This window comes from Pseudodesulfovibrio nedwellii, assembly GCF_027923765.1.
Classification (GTDB): domain Bacteria; phylum Desulfobacterota; class Desulfovibrionia; order Desulfovibrionales; family Desulfovibrionaceae; genus Pseudodesulfovibrio; species Pseudodesulfovibrio nedwellii.
On the sequence record NZ_AP026709.1, the window covers coordinates 2,019,113 to 2,040,463 of the forward strand.

Genomic DNA, 21,351 nt, shown 5'->3' on the forward strand with positions numbered 1-21,351 from the left:
ACGTAACACCGCCCAGGTCCATATGCAGCCGAATCGGCGAATAGGCCCTTAGGTCCATTCTCCCTTGAAATCGTCGGGAGCGACCAATTTGTAGCCCCGGTCCTTGAGAGATGCCTCTACTGCGGACGGGTCTTCGGTATCTATGCGGACGACGACAACGCGGCGTCCGTTAAAAAAGAAAGTGCCGGTGGAGATGATGGACATTTTCATGTTGGCGATGACACCGGCGACTTCGTAAAGTACACCGGAACGGTCTTCCACCTCAATAGTGAGGCGGCTGCCGCCCTCGCGGTATCCCATCTCTTCGGCAAGAACGTCGAGCATGACGTTTCGATTAATATACCCGATAAGCTCACCGGCACTGTCGACCACGGCCAGTCCGGCCAGGTTCATTTCGTACATCATGTCGGCAGCACCCTCGATTTCGGTCTCAGGGGCCACGGTCTTGATGTCGGTGCGGTAGATTTTCTCTACGGTCAGCTTACTCATCAGGTAGTTGATCTCGTGTTTCTCCAGGGAGGTCATGATGCTGGGCAGGGCAGCGGAGATATCTTCCTTGCGCACGTAGCCGACCAGCTTGCCGTCCTCGTCCACCACCAGGAGCATCCAAAGCTTGCTTTCTTCAAGCTGCTTCTGGGCGTCCTTGACCAGAGTCTGGGGGGTGACTTTAACGAAGTCGCGAAGCATTTTCAGTCCGACGTACATGTTTTATCCTCCTTGGATAGCCGCTGTGCGGTCTCTGTTAGCCTTAATGGCATCTAATTGTTACGGATGGATACACGTTTTCACTGAGTGGTGCAATTCCATCCATAAACGGTACAGACCGCCAGCGAACCACTTCAAAACCTATTTTTGACTGACAAGTCAAGAGGCAAACAATTGTTTTGTAAAAAAGAAGATCAATTGGCACGTCTTTTTTTCTGGCGTCATTTATTGACCAACTAATTGTACTAAAACAAGAAAATGGCGATCCGAAGACCGCCATTTCTCAAAACGATATTTTTTTATGGTGCCTTCGGAACCATCCCCTTTTGCACACCTTTTGGGGTAACAGGCTCGTAGGTCTTGACCTTTTTATTGAGTTGTACCTTGGACGGATCTACCTGGCGTCCTGACGAGGCCACCCACTGGACCTTGCCGACCGGAATCTGACTGGACAGATACGGTTTGTAGACCTCACTGATCTTGATGGCGTCCAACACGATGGAAGGTTGCTGAAATTTGATATTATCCCAAGTGATACCGGTTCCATCCTCCTGATACCATCGCCCGCCCTTGAGCGTGGCCTTGTCGAATTTGGCCCCGGCAATATCATTTTGATGCATCAGGACATTCTCCACAAACGCTCCGTTAAACCGGGCGTTGCGCAAGGTACATTGCATCATTTGCTGATGACTGAAGCTAACCCCAGAAAAATCCTGGCCGCTCAGGTCACACTCGAGGAACCGCGCACTACGAAACTGGGCATCCCTGAGGTTCGCCCCCCGGAAATCGCAATTTTGAAAAACCCGCCCGATCATAGTGGCATTGCTCAGGTTAGCGCCACTGAAATTCACGCCGTCATAAGGATCAGCAAACAAAGGCGCACCGCTCAAATCTGCGCCCTGCATGTTCTTGTCCCCGGCAGCCAATCGGTCCACGTCAGCCTGGTTAAACGCCAAAGCGGGCGTGGTCAACAATACTGTCAACACACAAATCAATCCGAGTATCCGTTTCATGATTTTCTCCTCTTTCCCGCGCTCATTGTATACAGCCTCGCCCCCCCCCTTGATGCGGCAACAAAACTACACAGCATTACACGCGTAACACATCATGAAAACTATGGCAAAAAACCGAGCTTTTTTTCACCTCGGTAGAAAGACAACAAGGAATCAACCGCCGAGTTTGTAAAACAGACTTGCCTGGGCACAGCAACCACTCAAGCCTAACGACTTATAGATGGAATCCATGCACACGGCCTCACGCACAACACTCGCCAAATTATCAATGGCATCTTCCAGGTCAAATGTGGTTTGAACCTGTTCAAGAGGCGACAGCCCTTTGTCCATGCGCAACTGATCAATAAACCAACGACGAAACTCATCTGCATCGAATAATCCGTGAAGGTACGTGCCGAATATACGCCCATCCGCCCTGCCGTATCCCAACGGCTCGCCGTTATTATTGCGCAAAGCCACACGCAAAATTTCAGACAACGGCGTTGTCTGACCATGATGAATTTCATACCCGTGAACCTTTTGACCGGACGAGGAATGTACCCCCCATGTACGGGTTAGGGTCTTTTCCGGGGCGAGCGAAGTCTGCACAGGCAACAAGCCGAATCCTTCAACACGAGTGGTCTCTGATTCAAGGCCATACGGGTCATCCACAATATCGCCGAGCATCTGAAATCCACCGCATATACCGACAATGCGCGTCTTGTGTCCGTCGCCTGCCAGCTCACGCAACACCGCAGCCATGCCAGTTCCCTTGAGTGCTTTCATATCCGGCACTGTCGACTTGGAACCAGGCAAAATAATGGCATCCGGTGTCCCCACATCGCGGGCATCCGTTACCACACGGACCTTGACGTCCGGCTCGGCAAACAGCGGGTCGATGTCATTGAAATTCGATATGCGCGGCAGGTCCACAACGACGACTTCCACACATTCGTCATCAGGGAATTTTACACTGTCAGGAAGCAGCCCTTCCTTGAAGGAGACGGAATCCTCTTCGGGCAAACCGAGCGAATGGATATACGGAATGGTGCCAAGCACAGGTTTGCCCGTATGCTCAAACATCTGGCCAAAGGCAGGCTCCAGCAAGGTGGCGTCACCCCGGAACCGATTGATGAGAAAGCCTTCCACCAATGACCGTTCCATGGGTGTAAGCAAGCTCATTGTGCCGACCATGGACGCAAACACGCCGCCCCGATCGATATCACCTGCCAACAATACCCGCGCATCCGCGTATTTGGCCATGGCCATATTCACAATATCATGGTGTTTCAAATTCACTTCAGCAGGACTGCCCGCCCCTTCGAGCACCATGATGTCATACTCGTTGGCAAGGGAGTCATAAGCAGTTTTGACAGCTTCCCAAGCGCGAGGCTTGTATTCCACATACTCACGCACAGCCATATTGCCCACAGGCTGCCCCATAACAATCACCTGCGAACCAACATCAGAACCGGGCTTGAGCAATACGGGGTTCATACGCACATCCGGTTTCAATCGACAGGCCATAGCCTGCGTCACCTGTGCACGGCCCATCTCTCCGCCCTGATCCGTGACATAGGAATTCAGCGACATGTTCTGCGCCTTGAAGGGAGCCACATTATAGCCGTCCTGCAAAAAAATCCGACAAAACGCCGCAGCCAACACGGATTTACCCGCATTGGAGCTGGTACCTTGAAGCATCAACGCCGGAGTGCGCTTAATACGTTTGACTACCGGAGGCTTCGCCGTACCACTGACCGCTTCCATGGCCTTGATCAGCTGTTCATTCTCGCCCTGACTCCGAACAGCAACCCGGAACCAACTGTCGTCCAACCCTGTGTAGTTACCGCACAAACGAATACCTATATGATGTTCGGCCAGCAGTTTGTCACGGAGCATGACCGCATCCTGCCCGATACGCTCCACCCGACAAAGCAGGTAGTTGGCTGTCCCCGGCAAGACCTTGATCCCCGGCACGTTTCGCAGTCCCGAGGCAAGCGACTCACGGAGCAACGCCGTCTGTTCACGGGTCTCGGCGGCGTACTGCGTGTCGCAGAGGCACTTGATGCCCACACTCTGGGCCAGCGTGTTCACGGACCATGCTGGCATACGTTGTTTGATCTGCAAGACGATCTCGGGGTCGGCAAAGGCCAACCCAAGCCGAATACCGGGGATGGCGTAAAATTTGGTCAGGGAAAGAACGGTGATGACGTTGGCCGGTCGATTACGGATAAGCTGATCTCGATCTTCAGGCAGAAAATCGCTGAAGGAAGCATCCACCACAAAACGCGATTGCGGGAACATGGCCGCGACCTCACGCAAATCATCCGGCGAAATCATCGTACCCGTGGGATTGTTCGGGCTGCACAAAAAAACCACGGACGGCGTGGTCAGCAGCGATCCCATGGCCGGAAAATCCACCTGAAAATCCTCGGTCATCCCGGCTTCAACTATGGGCAGTCGGTGCGCCTTACATGCCCTCGCATAATCCACATAGGTGGGTGACGGAATAATGGCCTGCCGATGCTGGCCCATACCCGCGATGGCGAACAACAACTCGGACGCACCGTTCCCCGGCAAAACCTGCGTGGGCCAAATCTTGTATTTCTCAGAGGCCGCCATGACCAAGTCATGACATTCCGGATCCGGGTACGAATCTACGTTCTGCAACGCCTGCCCCACCACCTGCCCCAGCCACGGCGGTGGTCCAAGCGGGTTCACATTGGCGGAAAAATCAAGAATATCCTCGGGCGCACACCCGGCAGTCTCGGCCATACGCCGCACATTCCCGCCATGAGCATACTTCTGCTCATCCAACATATCGGGAATCCCCGCAAATAATGTCTGTTTTTCCATGAATCCGCCGCGTGAAAGTTAAAGTCTAGAAAATTTTGAGACTTCGCGATTATTACCCTTAATGGGGTCGAGTGTCCACTTTGAAGCACAAAAAAAAGCCGCCTTACAGACGGCTTATCATTGGTTAGGATTCACAATGTCGAACATTTTACCCCATCAAATAAAATTCAATGTCGTCCCGGACATATTCAAAATAAACTCATCTGGCATGGCCTTTTCAATGGCAAGGGTTGCCGCCCGTCCTGTGCAATGCGCCGGGATCACGTGCTGCGGTGAAAACGATTGAAAAGCCGCTATGGTCGGCTCGACAGCATGGACAAAATCAGGCCCGGTCAAATGGAAACCACCCATGATCGCATGGACCTTGTCTACTCCCGTAACCTCTCGCGCATAGTTGACCGTATTGACTATACCGGCATGCGCACAACCCGAAAGGATAACTAACCCTTTCCCCTTCAAATGGAAGACCATGGATGAATCGTCCTCTATGGTATCGAAAGATTCTTCCCCGCCGTTTTTTTGAAACGCGTTGGGCATCCCCCGTTCAAAATCACAATTTCTAGGAATCTCCCCCAAGAACAAAGCGTTCCCGTCCAACATCTGACGAGGAACTTCGGATTCAACTACGGACACACCTAAATCCTCCACATCCGCTCTCGCAAGCGTTGGGAAAATAAGCTGATACCCCGTGGGAGTCTTCACGAAACGACTCTCCTTGAACACCCCGGGATGCGTGACGAGTTCCAAATCCGACCGGCCCGTCCGCTCAACCAATTGCTTCATACCCCCGAAATGATCCAAATGACCATGTGAAAGCGCCAACGCCTCGACACGTGTCATGTCCTCATTCAATAAGTCTGCGTTAAATGCCGCGCCATGAGGTGAGCACCCAAAATCAAAAAGCATACGTCGTTCCTGCCCGTCCGCCTCCACGGTGATGCATGTCGAAAATCCATGTTCCGCAGCGGGGCTCAACGACAATGTCGCTCCGGTCTTTGTAGGATTTTTTACAAGAAATGGCCGTTCGATTGTATCGTTTCCATCCATGGCCAGTACATCGATATAGTTATCTTGAAGCGTAAGAATCGAGACCCTGTCTACTTTTCTGAGAAGATCACTCATATTTGTCTCCATGTTCTTAAAGAGTTTAGCAGGTATACAGTATAGCAGGTATACACTATGTTCTTTTGAAAAGAAAGCGTTCTCATCATCAGAACACAGAACGGCTTTTTGCGATTCTCGGCCACAAAAAAAGCCGCCCTTGCAGGCGGCTTATTCATTTATTTTTTCTACAACCGATCTAGTTGAACATGGTTCCGATACGGTTAAATCTGATATCTGTCAGGGAGCCCCAGGACCAGTAGATGACGAGGGCCTTGCCCACGATTTTCTGACGCTTGACCGGTCCCCACCAGCGGGAATCATAGGAGCCTTCACGGTTATCGCCCATGACGAAGAACTCGTCCTGCGGCACGGTGAACGGCCCGAAGTCGTCACGGATGGGATTACGAGTAAATTTGGTATGCTGGGTATACGGCTCGTCGATAGGCTGGCCGTCGATGTAGACTACTTTATTACGAATCTCGATGGTCTCACCGGGCAGACCGATAACGCGCTTGATAAAATCCTTGGACTCGTCTTCCGGGAACTTGAACACGACGATATCGCCACGTTCAGGGTCGCCGGTCTTGGCAAGGACTTTGCCGTCTGTGGTGTCGAGCCAAATATTGGACGGCAGGCGCACGTCATACGCGAACTTGGTGACCAGCAAATGATCGCCGATCTGCAAGGTCTCCAACATGGAACCGGACGGGATTTTAAAAGCTTGAACAATAAAGGCGCGGATAACAAAGGCGAGCAGCAGGGCGACGACAATGGCCTCGATGGAGTCGCGAAAGGATTTCAGAGAGCTTTGGGTCATAATATCTAGTCCAATGTTAATTCTTGTAAGAAGACTCGAATGCACGGCGTATCACAACGCGAGCCGATGTGCACGGATGTGCAAAACGTTTCCACTTGAAGAAAACGTCGTCGTCGGAGCATTTGGGTCGGTCTATTAATCTTCGTCAGATTTAAGTACTGAGAGAAAGGCTTCCTGAGGTATCTCCACGTTGCCCATGCGGCGCATACGCTTCTTACCTTCTTTCTGTTTTTCCAACAATTTACGTTTACGAGTGATATCGCCGCCGTAACATTTGGCGGTGACGTCTTTACGGAACGGCGCATTGCGTTCCTTGGCAACGATCTTGTTGCCGATGGCGGCCTGAATGACCACTTCGAACATCTGGCGCGGGATCGAGCGTTTCAACTTGAGAGCCAGTGACCGGCCGATACGGGCCGCGTTCTCGCGGTGCACAATGCAGGAGAATGCGTCCACGGGGTCGCCGTTGATCAGGATATCGAGACGCACAAGGTCGGCCTCGCGGTAATCGATAATCTCGTAATCCAAACTCGCATATCCTTTGGTAGAGGATTTGAGCTTATCGAAGAAGTCGTACATGACCTCGGCGAACGGAATCTCGTAGGTAATCACCACGCGCTTCTCGGTCAGGTAGGCCATGTTTTTCTGGATGCCGCGTTTCTCCTCGCACAGAGCCAGCACCGCGCCCACAAATTCGTTGGGCACATGCACCTCAAGACGCACGAACGGCTCGCGGATGCTGCCTATATTCGACGGATCAGGCAACTTGGACGGGTTATCGATGGTCATGATCTCATCATGGATATCCGACACCTCATAGATGACTGACGGAGCCGTGGTGATGAGCTTGGCCTCGAACTCGCGTTCCAGCCGTTCCTGAATGATCTCGATGTGCAGCAAACCGAGGAATCCGCAGCGGAAGCCGAAGCCCAGAGCCTGCGAAGTTTCCGGTTCGTAACTGAACGCCGCATCATTGAGCTGGAGTTTTTCCAGTGCGGCCTTAAGCGTTTCATACTCTGCCGGTTCAATGGGATACAGGCCGGAGAATACCATGGGCTTGACCGGCTTGAAGCCGGGATACGGCTCGACTACCGGATTCTCAGCCGAGGTGATGGTGTCACCGACAGGTGCGTCGCCGAGTTCTTTCATAGATGCGCACATGAACCCGACTTCGCCCGGTCCCATGGCCTTGATGTCCGCGGCTTCGGGCATGAACGCGCCAACTCGTGTGACGTCGAACTCCTTGCCCGTGGAGAAAATTTTGATCTTGTCGCCCTTCTTGAGCTTGCCGTCGAGGATGCGGAACAGCACGACAACGCCTTGATACGAATCATACCATGAGTCGAAAATAAGCGCCTTGAGCGGTGCTTCCGGGTCACCTTTGGGCGGAGGCAGCAGGTTGATGACCGCGTCGATGACTTCCTGCACGTTCAAGCCGGTTTTGGCCGAAACCATAATCGGGTTGGAGCAGTCCAGACCGATCACGTCTTCGATCTCGTGGCTGATTGCCTCGGGGTCTGCACTCGGCAGGTCGATCTTATTGAGCACCGGGATAACTTCGAGGTCGTTGTCCATGGCGAGGTACACGTTGGCGAGGGTCTGGGCCTCAACGCCCTGCGTAGAGTCGACCACGAGCAGTGCGCCTTCGCAGGCCGACAGCGAACGCGAGACTTCATAGCTGAAATCAACGTGGCCGGGCGTGTCGATGAGGTTCAGGATATATTTTTCGCCGTCCGTATCGGTGTACGGAATTCGCACGGTTTGCGCCTTGATGGTGATGCCGCGTTCGCGTTCCAGTTCCATTTTATCAAGGTACTGGTCTTTTTTCTCGCGGTCGCCGACCATGCCGGTGAGTTCGAGAATGCGGTCGGCCAAGGTCGACTTGCCATGGTCGATATGGGCGATGATGCTGAAATTACGTATATTTTCTATTTTGCTCATAATGCCTTTTGGGGGAGCGCATTTTTTGCCGGACACACGGAAAGACCCGTGGGAGACGGCGTTTCGGAACAGTCTTGTAAAGGATTTGGGTGTGGTTGTCTAATATATATGGTCGCTGGTCGCGGACTGAAGCAGTCGGGGGTAAAACCCCGACGGGGAGAAAAGAGGAGATAATGATGCCGCTTTCTGCGGCGGTGCTTTGGGAGGGGACGCTTGCAGCGGCTTGAAGAGGAGAGCCGTCACTGCCGTTCCTCCCAGTTTTTTTCTTGCCCTTCCGGCGGAGTCCATTTCTTTTGCTGCGCCAAAAGAAATAGACGAAAGAAAAGGCGCTTGCACTAGCTTGGCCGCCAGCACTCCCAAGCCAAGAATCTGATCGATTTCGCCTCCGCTCCACGAAATAGTCGCCGAAGCGGCTCCAAATTTCGAAGAGCCGCTCCGGCAAAATCATCAGCTTCTAAGGCTTGAGAGATGGAATGGCTGAGGAAGAATCAACAAATGACGATGCTACTAACTCCCTTAACTCTTCAAGCCTAGCTTTTTTTACTGTCCCTTCAAAAAGAGCTTGCATTAAATTTAATGGTTTAAGATCTTTTCTAGCAGGCAGGTCAATCTCCAAAAAAGTCTCTAAATCTTGAGGAAAAGTAAGAATATTTTTTGTAAATATATTTCTATTTTCTTTTATAAAATCATTAACAACACGATGATAACTATTCCCACCATCCAGATCAAATAAAACAGCATGGTCAATGCCAATTTTTGAAAATAAATTCATATATCTATGTATATTAAATTTCCCCATCGCATCCAAAACATAAACATTCTTTTCTTTTAAATCTCCCCAATCAGTACTCAACAAATAATCGAATAGAGCCTTTTCAGTCGCTCCTTCACAAATCAACACAGTCTTTGCAAAGAACATCGATGATCGCTCTGTATCTATCCACAAAAGATATTTAAGAGACTCTTCTTCTAGTTTGGCATTTATATCAAATGAATCAGCCCCTAGCCCCTTGTTCTTAAGACATCTCCTCAAATCATCATCTGTGGCTTTGTCTGCCATCAAATTGCAACAATGGTAAAAAAGCCCACCATTCTCAGCAAAAAGATCTTCAAGCTCATTTCCTTTTATTTGATAAGCATTCGATATTGCATTAGATTTATTTATTTTTATCAAGGAATGCAAAAAGACTATATTACGACAAACAAATGCTGGTGAATGAGATGTTATTAATACTTGTTGATTTCCACGCCCCATCTTTTTTAAATTCCGATTGAGTAATTCCTGTTGACAAGGGTGCAAAAAAGCTTCCGGTTCTTCGAAAAGAATCAACACGTAATCAGGATCAAAAACACCATCTTTTGATGAAGAATTTAAATCATTATATTTCGATGCAAGGCGTATTAATGTAAAAATGATATGCCGCTGCATCCCTTGCCCGTAGGAATCCAGTCTAACCTTTGCGTTACCTAGCGAGACATCCTCAATATAATGAGAGACAAGACTTTTAACAATTGTATCAATATCAACTGGATTAATATTTACACCAAACAATACTCCCCAGCTTTCAATAGACTTGTTAATGTCATTAATAACATTTTGTATTGAAAAATCACTTGTGTTGCATTCATCTGAAAAAGACAAATTAAACTCAAGAAATGAATCCTGCAAAGTTTGATAGGCGTTACTGTTAGAAATAACTTTCTTAAATGCTAAATTTAATAAATCTCTAAAAGGTGAAGGCCCCGTAAGCTTCATCGCATCATTCATTTTACTAACTTCTGGGATATAAATAACCTTACCAAGCTTTGCTTGTGATATATTTTTAGCCCCATAAAATAATTTGTCAGACAACACCCCATTCTCATAACAATAAATATTACTCTGACTCGTTTTACATATTTCTTTATTCCTAGAAAACAAAATTTTACGAACTCTTAACAGGTTATCTGAGGACTGATATGACTCTTTTAGACATTCCTGTTCGTCGTCTTTAAGTACATATTCAATTTCGATCCAACTTTCTTCATCCGTCTCAAATTTCGGAAAATCAGTTTCATAGTTAAACTTTATCCCATCCTCATAAAAGACTCGAATGGCATTCATAAGATTTGACTTTCCCGCGTTGTTCTCTCCAATCAATAGAGAATATCCATCCATCTTAAAAGTCACGTCTTTAAAACTTCTAAAATTATGGACTTTAACACTTATCATCTGCATATGGTTCTCCATTTTATTTTAAAGCCAACTCACTTTGTTTAAAAATCTATATCGCGTACAAAAAGACAAAGCTAGCCTACACACCCGCACCTTAGAAGCTCCCCGAACAGCGGAGCGGCTCTTCGAAACCCGGAGCCGCTTCGGCGATTGTTTCGGGAGCGCAGCCGGTCGGTGGAGATTCTTAGGTGCGGGAGTGCAGGCGGCCAAGCTAGAAAGGGGCTTTTTTTCGGCCCTTTTTTTGCCCCAACAAAAAAACGGCCCCCGCCGGGAGGGCAACAAAAAACTTGGAGGAACGCCAGTGACGGCTCTCCTCTTAAACCGCCTATCCACAAGCAAAGAGTCTTCCAAATCATTCCCACCCCCAGCATCAAACCCGAACCTTAGAAGCTCCCCGAATGGCGGAGCGACTCTTCGAAACCCGAAGCCGCTTCGGCGACTGTTTCGGGAGCGCAACCGGTCGGTGGAGATTCTTAGGTACGGGTGTGCAGGCGGCCAAGCTAGAAAGGGGCTTTTTTTCGGCCCTTTTTTTGCCCCAACAAAAAAACGGCCCCCGCCGAGCCCGAAGGGCATCCCGGTTCGCACGAAGTGCACCTGCCCGTCTGGGCAGGATGCGGCCTTTGCCGCATAACTGCGGAGGAGGGCAACAAAAAACTTGGAGGAACGCCAGTGACGGCTTTCTTCTTCAAAAACAAACAAATCAACACAATCTATTAATAAAAATAAATAGAACAGGGTGCGAAATTTGCTTTAAAATTCAAAACAACTGAATTGGAGGGCATACTACAACATGGAAAATCCAAACGCCGAACAGGCAATCCAAATCATCGACGACCTCGTCAACAAAACCCTTAATACACAAAACGCTTTCGAACGAGCGATTGGAAAACTTCTTGAAGAGGCCATGCGCATAAGAGAAAGCGCTGAAGATATCTCCACGCCCCTTTCCAGTCATCAGATAAAACAAATACTACAAAACGTGGGCTACATTATTCGAGAACTCGGGATGGTTGAAAAAGGGTTCGGAAAAATCCCTACGGAAGCCCCACACCACCAGATGACGTATGAAGTCGAGGCTGAAGCCATAAAACAATAAGAAATGATCTCAGTCGCTCGGACAATTGAACCGTAAAATCACGGTAAAGCATGAAAAAAATCTTGGAGGAACGCCAGTGACGGCTCACCTCTTCAACCGCACCACTCAGCTACATGCTCAATAAAAAAAGGCCACCCCTAATGGGGCGGCCTTCCTGCATTCTTCATCTTTAACTAAAAGCGGAATCAATCAATAAGATCTTGAATCCGCTTTGCGATATATTCCTGAATTTCCTTAACCTTGGCTTCGGAAACAACCGTTACGGTCTTGGCCTTCTCTTCAACGACAGCTTCATCCAAATCACTCATCATTCCGATGGTGAAGGCATCCACTTCGTCGTCGTCAGAGGCAAGCCCACACCCGCCAACAGCACCGATATACTCACCGTCATGAATGACCGGCACTCCCGCCCGCATCATGCCGCCGTCGCAAAACTCGGCAATAGGCTCCTTGGTAGTGCTGAGCATATGGTGAAACATCTGCCCGGCCGGAGCACAAATGGCACCGAAGCCCTTGGCATCATCACGAATAAGAGGACACAGCTCGTTGCCCCAGGTATGGCCGACAACTTTCTTGCCCTCGGCGTCCATTATATCGACGTTAAAACTGAACGTGTCGTGCAGTTCGTTCTGCAAGGCAATCAGGTCGTCTTTTCCAATAAGGTCTGTCAGTTTCATACAGGTCATCCTTGATGTGAAATATATTCCGCACGCGGCGGACAGACCGCAGTACCCTCATTCCTTGCGACGCGCAAGCCCATGATCGACACCCGTCCGCCACACGATTTTGGTTTTCAGAGACCGGAAAACCGGCTAGAACCATGGGCGGAGACACTATATGGATTACAAATACAAAAACAAATTGCGCGCCATGACCTTTGGCGTCCCATGGAACCTCGCCCTGCTGACATTCGGCTCGTTTCTTGTCGCTTTTTCAGTCAAGGCCATCGCCATCCCGCACGGGCTGCTGACTGGAGGCATGTCCGGCATTGCCCTGCTCTGCTATTACGCCTTTGGAGGACTCTCCACAGGCCAATGGTATTTTCTGCTCAACCTGCCGGTATTCGTGCTCGGCTGGGTGTTCGTCAGCAAACGATTCTTTTTTTACTCGCTTTACGGCATGGTCATTTCGTCGGTGTTCATCGACATCATCCCGTGGACACTGCACATGGACGACATCTGGCTGGCCATCATCACGGGCGGTGGCATCATGGGCGCGGGCGTGGGCGTGGCATTGCGCTCACTCGGCTCCACAGGCGGATCCGATATTCTGGCCGTGATCTGCAAGGAAAAGTTCAATATGTCCATGGGCTCGTTTGAGTTCTGGTTCAACATGATCGGCTTCACAGGCGGTTTCCTGTTCCTTGCCATGGACATCGTGCTTTATTCCATCGTCATGACCTTTGTCATCGCGTTCGGCATCGAATACGTGCTCGGCATGTTCTCGGAACGCAAAATGATCATGATTGTTTCGGATCACGTAGCGGCCATCAACGCGGCCATCCTCGGCGATCTAGACCGGGGCGTGACCATCCTCGACGGCACAGGCGGCTATACCGGCGACCCCAAAAAAGTTATCCTGACCATGATTGCCTCCATCCAGCTCAAGGAACTGGAGGAACTGGTCTACACCATTGACCCGGATGCGTTCTTCATCATGGGCTCGGGCTTCCACGTCCAAGGCCAGGGGTTCTCGTCAAGAAAGGTGTATTAAATGATATTCTCCCCCCGCACCGAGGAAACAGAACATCGCTGCATCGGCCTGATAACGGACTTCGGCCTGACCGACCCGTATGTAGGCCAACTCAAGGGCGTGCTTGCCAAAAAAGCTCCTCATTGCCGGGTGGTGGATATTTCACATGATGTGGCCCCGTTCAACGTGGCGCAGGCCGGATTTTTCCTCGCCGCAAGTTATGAACATTTCCCCAAGGACGCAGTCATACTGGCCGTGGTCGACCCCGGTGTGGGCACGGACCGACGCATTGCCTGCCTCCAGATCGGCGACAGGCTCATGGTCGCCCCGGATAACGGACTGCTCTCGCTGGCCATGAAACACACATGGGAAGACGTGCGCGTTTTTGACCTTTCCCGCGCCATGGATGCCCCGAAAAAAGTCTCGCACACCTTCCACGGCCGAGACATTTTCGCCCCGTTGGTGGCCTGGCTCGCACTGGGTGGCAGCCTCAAGGGATTGGGCGAAGAAATAGACCCCGCCGAACTGGTCACTCAATCATGGAGCAATCCGTTCATCACTATAGGGCAGGCGCGTGGTCATGTGCTGCACATCGATCGATTCGGCAACTGCGTGCTCAATTTTGAAGCAGGCAGTCTCGGCAAACCAGAGGTCATTCACATGGTCTCACCGTCCGGGGGCGAACTGGCCTATGTCACCACATACGCCGACATGCCCGAAGGCGCACCCGGTCTGCTGGAAGGCAGTCAGGGATTCCTTGAAATCGCGGTCAACCAACGATCCGCAGCCAAACGATTCGGCCTGTCCATGGGCGACGCAATAGAACTTTCCTGGGAGGACTCATGATATTCCGCACTTTTCTCGACACTCTCGGTTTCCTGACCCGACTCGCCCCAGCGCGCGTCATCCCGGAAGCGGCCATGAACCAATGTATGAAATACATGGTGCCCGTCGGCCTTCTGCTCGGCGCGGTCGTTGTCATGCCCTTCGGACTGGGACTATTCGATAACGCCCCATGGATTCAAGCATGGCTCATGGTGCTGCTTAGTATTTTCATCACTCGCGGCCTGCATTTCGACGGGCTGTCGGATGTGTGCGACGCAGTCACCACGCACACCAACCCCGTGAGGTTCTGGGAAGTCATCAAAGACAGCCGGTCCGGCGCATTCGGTATTATCGGACTAATAATGGTCATTGTCGGACAGGTTATCCTGTTCCACGAAATGGCAACGGTCGAAGCATACGGCGCAATACTCTGGACCTTTGTACTCGGTCGGGCCGCCTCGGTCTGGCTCGGCTACCATGTCCGCCATCTGACCCGCCCGGGCCTCGGCAAACTGTACATTGACGGAGCAACGCTCGGCACGGCCCTTCTGTCTGCCGGAATAGCCTTCATCGCCGGAGTATTTCTAGCGGGAATCGCCGCGACTGTGGCAGGCACAATTATCGTCTCGCTGATGCTGATCCCGATCTATCGACTGGCCGTAAAAGTAGGTGGAGCCAATGGAGATTTTCTCGGCTGCGCCGTCATGGTTGGAGAGGTCGCCGCCGGCCTGGGGTTTGTGTTGGTCATGTAATCCCCTGCGGGGGGCTATTTCTTTCTTTTTAAATTGGAGGGCGTCCTTTCGCAGTGAGAATAGGAAGTGGAAGAAAGGACTTCTTTTTTGGTGGGCGTTGCGTGCTTTGCAATGAAAATGCAAACGGCATTATTTCAAAGGTTTCGCCTTTACGGCGACCTGCTTTTTTTGAGGCGAAAAAAAGGAGGCAAAAAACGCCTTCTTCATTGTGCGCCTGATAGCGGACCCAAGAGCCTGTACGCGGCTCCACTGCCCGACAGAATTGTCTATTGTATAGGCTCGGTCGGGCTACGTTACGCCGCGCGGGACAGGCTCTAAGGCCCGCTATCAATTGCCCGTCGTTGTAAGAGATTTTTGGGTGTAGGTGTTCATCTTTGATTCTAAGATCTTCGATATCACACATGTTTTTTGAATCTTCATGTCATCGTGACCAGTTTTTTCCATCATAAGTATTCGCTTTTTATTCCAAGCTCTTCGTTATCCATAAAGGGCCTTGGGGTGCTCAAGCACCCCAACACCGTTCTCCCTCCGAAGACTATTTATTCCCCGCCCAATCAGACGAAAACGGAACCCAGCCTTTGATTGGCGGCTTAGAAACTGACCAATCGAAGGAGGCGGCTTTCGTCAGGAGATCAAGTAATTTGTCTTAAACTGAAGGATGACGGGAGAGGCAGGGCTTATACTTTTGATAGGGTGGAGCCGACTCGATTGGATCAGATTCTCGCCGCCAATCATGGAGGCGGCAAAACTAGCGCAAGCGACCTTTTTTGCTCCTTTTTTGGGCGCTGCCAAAAAAGAAGGCCCGCCCGGCAGGGCATGGAAAGCCTTGGGTGCTTCAGCACCCAACAATGACTCTCGCCAAAGGCGCATCCTCCATTCTTCATCGCTGCGAAACGCAGCCTTCCTTTCTCTTCAATCCTACTTGGCAAGAACCTATCAAATAGCTAGTATATTCAAATCAAAAAGTAATTCTGGAGGCCCCATGAGATCTCGTATTATCCTTACACTCTTAATAACCCTAATGACCCTTCCGGCGTGTGCGCCAAAAATAAAAATCTTCGCATCCCCAGCCACAGAACCTCTCAAAGAATTCGTAGTGGAAGGTGAAGGCACAGGCAAAATAGCCCTGATCCATTTACGCGGATTCCTGTCATCCCAACCAAAACAGGGAATGCTGGCCGCCAAACCAAGCCAAGTACAGGAACTCGTTAGCGCATTAAAACTCGCTGAAATGGACGACGAAGTGAAAAGCGTAGTCCTTGCCATCGACTCCCCCGGAGGAACGACCACCGGCTCGGACGTACTTTATCATGAGATCATCGGCTTCAAAAAACGCACCGGTAAAAAAGTCGTTGTCGCCATGTTCGATGTGGCGGCATCAGGAGGTTACTACGCGGCCCTGCCTGCTGACTGGATTATGGCCCATCCTACCACTATCACCGGTTCAGTCGGCGTAATCTTCATGCGACCCAAACTGGTCGGCCTCATGGACAAAGTCGGCGTAAACGTTGAAGTCTCCAAATCTGGTAGGGATAAGGACATGGGTTCCCCCTTCCGTCCAACAACCAAAGAAGAAGACGCCCTGTTCCAGGCTATCATTGATGATTTCGCGGCGCGATTCCACATGCTGGTCGCCAAACACCGCAAACTTTCCGACGCTGATATGGAAACCGTAAAGACTGCGCGTGTGTTCACGGCCAATCAGGCAAAAAAAATCGGCCTTATCGATCAGGTGGGATACATTCAGGATGCATTCGCCAAAGCTCGAAGCTTGTCCGGCTTGCCGAAAGACTGCCAAATCGTCAGCTACCGCCGCGATACCTACCCCAACGACAATCCATACAACACGCTGGACTCGGTTGATCCAGCCAAGATAAACCTGCTCGGCCTGGATGCCAGCTTCATCATGCCGCCCAAAGCAGGATTTTATTATGTCTGGCCTCAAGGGCTGACACAGTAAATAATCACCAAACAATATTCTAAAGCGAAAAGGGCGAACCATGTGGTTCGCCCTTTTCTGTTCGGTTGGTTAACTATGCGGAGAGTGCTTTATTCATTTTTTTGGCCACGAAATCGAGGCCGAGCTTCTTCAGATGTTTTGTCTCGGGAATGCCGTCCATATCCCAGCCGCGCTGCTTGTAGTAGGCGTCCAGAATCTTGTTGTACTTTACGCCGTCAATGGGAGGCAACGGGATCGGGCCGACCGGATGTTCACCCGGACATTCCTTGTTCAGACACTTCCAGTTGGGCTGGTCATCTTCACGACGGATGCCGCGCATGACGATAGTGGCACGCTCGATCTGATTGGACCGCTCGAATATCTCAAACAATTCCTCTGTCGTGTATTTGATGCCGGAGGCATAGTAGATGGACTGACAAATCAGGTCGTACATGTGATCAAGGTCCTCGACCTTATCATGCCAGTAGCCAAGATGGCCGAAGTTGAACTTGCAGATACCGAGGCTGTCGGACAGGAAGAACATGTTCTCGTAATATTGTACCAGACGGGCCTTGGCTTCGGGATGGTAAGAACGAACGTCGCCACCTTCCTTGAAACCAGACACCTTGACGGCAACGGGCGGGATGTTGACCCACTCTGCCGTAGGCAGACCATTCAGATGGTGCGAGCCGCGCGGGGAAACCGCGAACTGAAGCATAGAACCGATGGTGGAACGAGTCTCAACACCCGTGGCACACATACCTTTCTGATGATAAACAGACTGTAATGCTTTCTCGCCCAAAGCCTTGGCAACACGATACGGGCCATTGGCCAAATTATCGCCGCAGCCTTTACGGAACACGATCTTGGGCATCATGGCAACACACGCATCACCGTTGCCGAACTGCATGTCGATATCATCCAAAAACGACTTGTTGATAAGCTTCCGTTCCATCAATTCCATCAAGGTGGAAAACATGGCACCGGTCTCAACGGTGTCCAAACCATAATCGTTACACATGGTGTTGAGCTTGAGGACAACCTTATCGTCGGTGATATCACACTTATGACCCAATGCCGTGGTGGTTTCATATTCCGGCCCACCACCGCGTGTGGGATACTTACCGTCCTTGACCGCATAGGCAGCATGACAATGGACGGGGCAGGCAAAACAGGCTTCACGACGGGTGCCGTGATCCTTACTCCACGAACGCACCAGACGATCAAACTTGGGATCAATGCCACACCGCTGCCAGTTGCGGATGGGTACCATACCCGTGGTCCCGATCAAATTGGTAATACCAGGTGTTCCCCACTTGGACATAAGGTCATAACTGGCACTATGGACCTTACCGAATTTCGGGTCCATCAACTCGTCACGGAGCTGCTTGGTGACCTTGTAAAATTCCTTTGGCTTAAACAATTTGACCGGCTTGGAGCCCTTGGCAACCACGGCCTTGAGATTTTTTGATCCAAAAACGGCACCCATGCCACAACGGCCCATGGAGTTTGTAGTCTCGGTACGAACATTGGCATAACGAACCAAATTCTCACCGGCCTGACCGATGCAGAGCAGCTTGGTCGGCTCGCCATACTTCTCAATCAGTTCAGCCTGGGTGTCTATGGTACCCTTGCCCCACACGTCGGCTGCGGATTCAAGACGAACCTCGTCATCTTCGATATACAGACACACAGGCTTCTTGGCCTTGCCGCTAATGACCAACATATCATAACCACACCGTTTGAGAGCCGGTCCAAAATGACCGCCACAGTTGGAATCACCCCAACCGGAATAGTTCATGGGAGAAAGATAGCAAGCGTGAGTACGCCCGGAACTGGGGAAAGTGGTCGCACCCAGTGCGCCGGTACCGATGTAAACTTTATTGGCCGGAGACAATGGATCGGTCTTGGCCACGTCCACTTCATTGAACAACAGATAGTGTGCCAGACAACGACCACCCAGCCACTTTTCATTATACTTGGAGGCATCCTCACGCGTTACCGACCCGGTTGTCAGGTCCACGCGCAGGATTATCCCCATGTTTCCGTAAACTTCTTTTGTCATGTCAGTTTCTCCTGGGGGTCATTAAATCTTGTGGAAAGTGATAGCATGAGTGGGACACCAGGCAACACACTGCGGATCGCCGCCACACAAATCACACTTGACGGCCTTGTCCGTATGAGGATTGACCTTGATCATATTGAACTGACAGGCCTCTTCACAATCGCCACAACCGACACACAGCTCTTCCTTGACCACACGAGCTCCGGTCTTCGGGTCCACATAAATGGCATTCTCGGGGCAAGCATCCATACATTCAGGGGATGCACATTGCTGACACAGTTCATTGTCGGAAAATTCAGCAAAAGTGGCACGGGCCAAATCCTGGGGCCAGCCCGGAGCATTGGCGGACAACGCACTCACACCGATGAAATCAAGCACAGGCTTAAGGGTAAAAGTATTGCGGCTTGCCAAAGGATCAGCGTCACCGGCATGGAACTGGGCGCAGGCGACTTCGCAGTAGGCACAGCCTGCACAAATATTGGGATCAAAGCGCAATTCGTATCGGGCCGGAGGGACATCGCACCCTTCGGGACGGGCGGCAAAGGCCAACGAGCCTGATTCCTTAAGACAAAAAATTCCCGCAGCCAGGCCACCGGCAGCCTTACCCGCAGTCTTCAGAAAGCCGCGACGCGAAAAGCCCTTGCTTTCCCCTATGGCCGTTTCCTTAATTTTACTCATTCGCTCCTCCTTCTGGAGTGTTGTCATACATGGAGTAAATCCTGTGTTTTCAACTCCTATAGGAAGAACTGTGCCAGCAATCCACATCCCTACAAGTGCCTTAAATAAATGCGTAAAATAAAAAGCATACAGGCACAAAAAAACGCCCCGATTATTCCAACTGGAATAATATCGAAACGTTTTTAAACTATTTACTTGAAATTGCAGGATTAAAATAAAATTATAATAAAAATTATTATATTCCTTTAGTTATACCCCACGTGCAAACACGTCATTCTTGTCCAGCAACCATCCGTTTCAACCGCTTGGACAAAGCTGGCTGGGAAATGCCAAGCATTCGAGCCGCAGTCGTTTGTTTGCCGCCAGCCCGCTTCATGGCCTCTGTCACCAACAGATCGGAAACTTGAGCCAAAGTGGGGAGCGGGTCAGGGAAACCCACTGTATGAGGAAATCCCAACTCCACTCGCTGCACTTCATTTTCTACAGCCAACCGTTCCCGGAAAGGAGCCACAGGCAAAACATCTCCAGAACAATTGCTGACCGCGTCGAAAATCATGGATTCCAATTCACGCACGTTACCAGGAAACGCATAGGCCGTCAGTCCGACGATCAATCGTTCCGGTACCTTGGGCACGTCCCGATTCAACAGACCAGCGGCCTTGTGTACAAAATGATCGATCAGCAACGGGATGTCGTCAGGGCGTTCCCGCAAAGACGGAATATGAACATGGTGGATACACAATCGATAATACAAATCCGCACGGAACCGCCCATCATCACGGGTCCCCTCAAGATCACAATGAGTCGCGGCAATAACACGGGCCTCGGCAGATTTGGGCAGGTCTGCTCCAAGCGGAAAATACTCCCGTTCCTGAATGAGTCGCAAAAGTTTGACCTGTGATGCCGCGGAAAGATCACCAATTTCATCCAGAAACAAACAACCGCCGGAGGCCTGTTCCACCAGTCCAGCCCGTGCATTTTGTGCGCCCGTATACGCGCCTTTGAGATGTCCGAACAGCGTATCGCTGAACACGGTGTCATCCACACCAGCCACATTCACCGGCACAAAAGGCTTATCCTTTGCCGTCAAAGTGTGCAGAGCGCGGGCCAATAATTCTTTGCCAGTGCCGGATTCCCCGGTAATCAGTACGGGCTGACCGGAACCGGCCACGGCTTCCACATATTTGAACATCCTAAGCATACGTGCATCACGAGCTATCATGTGAGAAAAGGCCTCAGGGTGATCCAATGCATCGGACAAAAAGCCACTTCGCAAACTGGAATTTTCCCGCTTGAGTCGACGCATCTCCAAGGCTCGGGTCACGGTGGACATAAGCCGTGTTTCGTCCACGGGTTTAACCAGATAGTCGAACGCGCCCAGTCGCATACAATTCACTGCGGAATCAACAGTGTCGATGCCGGTAATAATAACCACCTCGACGTTAGGGTGTGCATCCTTGATCTGTTCAAGCAATTCCTCACCCGTTACATGAGGCATAACCAAATCAAGCAGCATAAGGTCTACAGGATACTCGGCCAAAATATCCAAAACACGACGGCTGTCATCGCAACGCATAATGTTGCCCACGCCTCCGGCCATGAGTATCAACTCAAAACTGTCAATGGATGCGGGTTCATCGTCCACGATAAGTACGTGCGGTGTATACATACGTT

Annotated in this window: 16 protein-coding genes; 5 read left to right on the forward strand and 11 right to left on the reverse strand. The window is 50.7% G+C overall.

Going from position 1 to position 21,351, the window contains the following annotated elements:
• Window positions 1–48: 48 nt before the first annotated feature.
• The 7 genes from SYK_RS09480 to SYK_RS09510 form a co-directional block, all read right to left on the reverse strand.
• On the reverse strand, window positions 49–705 hold the full coding sequence (locus tag SYK_RS09480; protein WP_281760019.1) for a CBS domain-containing protein: 657 nt from the start codon (window positions 703–705) through the stop codon (window positions 49–51).
• Between the two features lie 299 nt (window positions 706–1,004).
• On the reverse strand, window positions 1,005–1,718 hold the full coding sequence (locus SYK_RS09485) for a pentapeptide repeat-containing protein (protein WP_281760020.1): 714 nt from the start codon (window positions 1,716–1,718) through the stop codon (window positions 1,005–1,007).
• 153 nt (window positions 1,719–1,871) lie between these two features.
• Window positions 1,872–4,553, reverse strand: coding sequence for a cobyric acid synthase (locus SYK_RS09490; RefSeq protein WP_281760021.1), 2,682 nt, complete (start codon window positions 4,551–4,553; stop codon window positions 1,872–1,874).
• Window positions 4,554–4,709: 156 nt separating this feature from the next.
• Window positions 4,710–5,675, reverse strand: a complete 966-nt coding sequence (locus SYK_RS09495; protein ID WP_281760022.1) for an MBL fold metallo-hydrolase — start codon at window positions 5,673–5,675, stop codon at window positions 4,710–4,712.
• Between the two features lie 178 nt (window positions 5,676–5,853).
• Window positions 5,854–6,474 (reverse strand): signal peptidase I, encoded by a 621-nt coding sequence (lepB, locus tag SYK_RS09500; protein ID WP_281760023.1) that lies wholly within the window; start codon window positions 6,472–6,474, stop codon window positions 5,854–5,856.
• A 135-nt stretch (window positions 6,475–6,609) separates the two neighbouring features.
• A complete protein-coding gene (lepA, locus tag SYK_RS09505) occupies window positions 6,610–8,415 on the reverse strand; it encodes a translation elongation factor 4 (RefSeq protein ID WP_281760024.1) in 1,806 nt (601 codons plus the stop codon).
• 454 nt (window positions 8,416–8,869) lie between these two features.
• On the reverse strand, window positions 8,870–10,633 hold the full coding sequence (locus tag SYK_RS09510) for an ATP-dependent nuclease (RefSeq protein ID WP_281760025.1): 1,764 nt from the start codon (window positions 10,631–10,633) through the stop codon (window positions 8,870–8,872).
• Window positions 10,634–11,420: 787 nt separating this feature from the next.
• On the opposite strand from SYK_RS09510, the gene SYK_RS09515 reads away from it, so the two are divergent.
• A complete protein-coding gene (locus SYK_RS09515) occupies window positions 11,421–11,726 on the forward strand; it encodes a hypothetical protein (RefSeq protein ID WP_281760026.1) in 306 nt (101 codons plus the stop codon).
• 185 nt (window positions 11,727–11,911) lie between these two features.
• On the opposite strand, the gene SYK_RS09520 is transcribed toward SYK_RS09515, so the two are convergent.
• Window positions 11,912–12,403: a PocR ligand-binding domain-containing protein gene (locus tag SYK_RS09520; RefSeq protein ID WP_281760027.1), complete on the reverse strand. Its 492-nt coding sequence runs from the start codon at window positions 12,401–12,403 to the stop codon at window positions 11,912–11,914.
• A gap of 160 nt (window positions 12,404–12,563) precedes the next feature.
• Here SYK_RS09520 and SYK_RS09525 point away from each other — a divergent pair, with 160 nt between their 5' ends.
• The 4 genes from SYK_RS09525 to sppA all read left to right on the forward strand — a co-directional run bounded on the left by SYK_RS09525 (window position 12,564) and on the right by sppA (window position 16,955).
• A complete protein-coding gene (locus tag SYK_RS09525; RefSeq protein WP_281760028.1) occupies window positions 12,564–13,439 on the forward strand; it encodes a YitT family protein in 876 nt (291 codons plus the stop codon).
• Window positions 13,440–14,264 carry an SAM hydrolase/SAM-dependent halogenase family protein gene (locus tag SYK_RS09530; protein ID WP_281760029.1) on the forward strand — a complete coding sequence of 275 codons (825 nt, stop codon included), beginning with the start codon at window positions 13,440–13,442 and terminating at the stop codon, window positions 14,262–14,264.
• Window positions 14,261–14,995 (forward strand): adenosylcobinamide-GDP ribazoletransferase, encoded by a 735-nt coding sequence (locus tag SYK_RS09535; protein WP_281760030.1) that lies wholly within the window; start codon window positions 14,261–14,263, stop codon window positions 14,993–14,995. The genes SYK_RS09530 and SYK_RS09535 overlap by 4 nt, the downstream gene beginning before the upstream one ends.
• A gap of 982 nt (window positions 14,996–15,977) precedes the next feature.
• Complete coding sequence (sppA, locus tag SYK_RS09540; protein WP_281760031.1) at window positions 15,978–16,955, forward strand: signal peptide peptidase SppA; 978 nt, start codon at window positions 15,978–15,980, stop codon at window positions 16,953–16,955.
• Between the two features lie 73 nt (window positions 16,956–17,028).
• On the opposite strand, the gene SYK_RS09545 is transcribed toward sppA, so the two are convergent.
• From SYK_RS09545 to SYK_RS09555, 3 genes are all read right to left on the reverse strand, one after another.
• Window positions 17,029–18,999 (reverse strand): aldehyde ferredoxin oxidoreductase family protein, encoded by a 1,971-nt coding sequence (locus SYK_RS09545; RefSeq protein WP_281760032.1) that lies wholly within the window; start codon window positions 18,997–18,999, stop codon window positions 17,029–17,031.
• Window positions 19,000–19,020: 21 nt separating this feature from the next.
• Window positions 19,021–19,677: a 4Fe-4S dicluster domain-containing protein gene (locus SYK_RS09550; protein WP_281760033.1), complete on the reverse strand. Its 657-nt coding sequence runs from the start codon at window positions 19,675–19,677 to the stop codon at window positions 19,021–19,023.
• A 271-nt stretch (window positions 19,678–19,948) separates the two neighbouring features.
• A complete protein-coding gene (locus SYK_RS09555; RefSeq protein ID WP_281760034.1) occupies window positions 19,949–21,346 on the reverse strand; it encodes a sigma-54-dependent transcriptional regulator in 1,398 nt (465 codons plus the stop codon).
• Window positions 21,347–21,351: the final 5 nt, after the last annotated feature.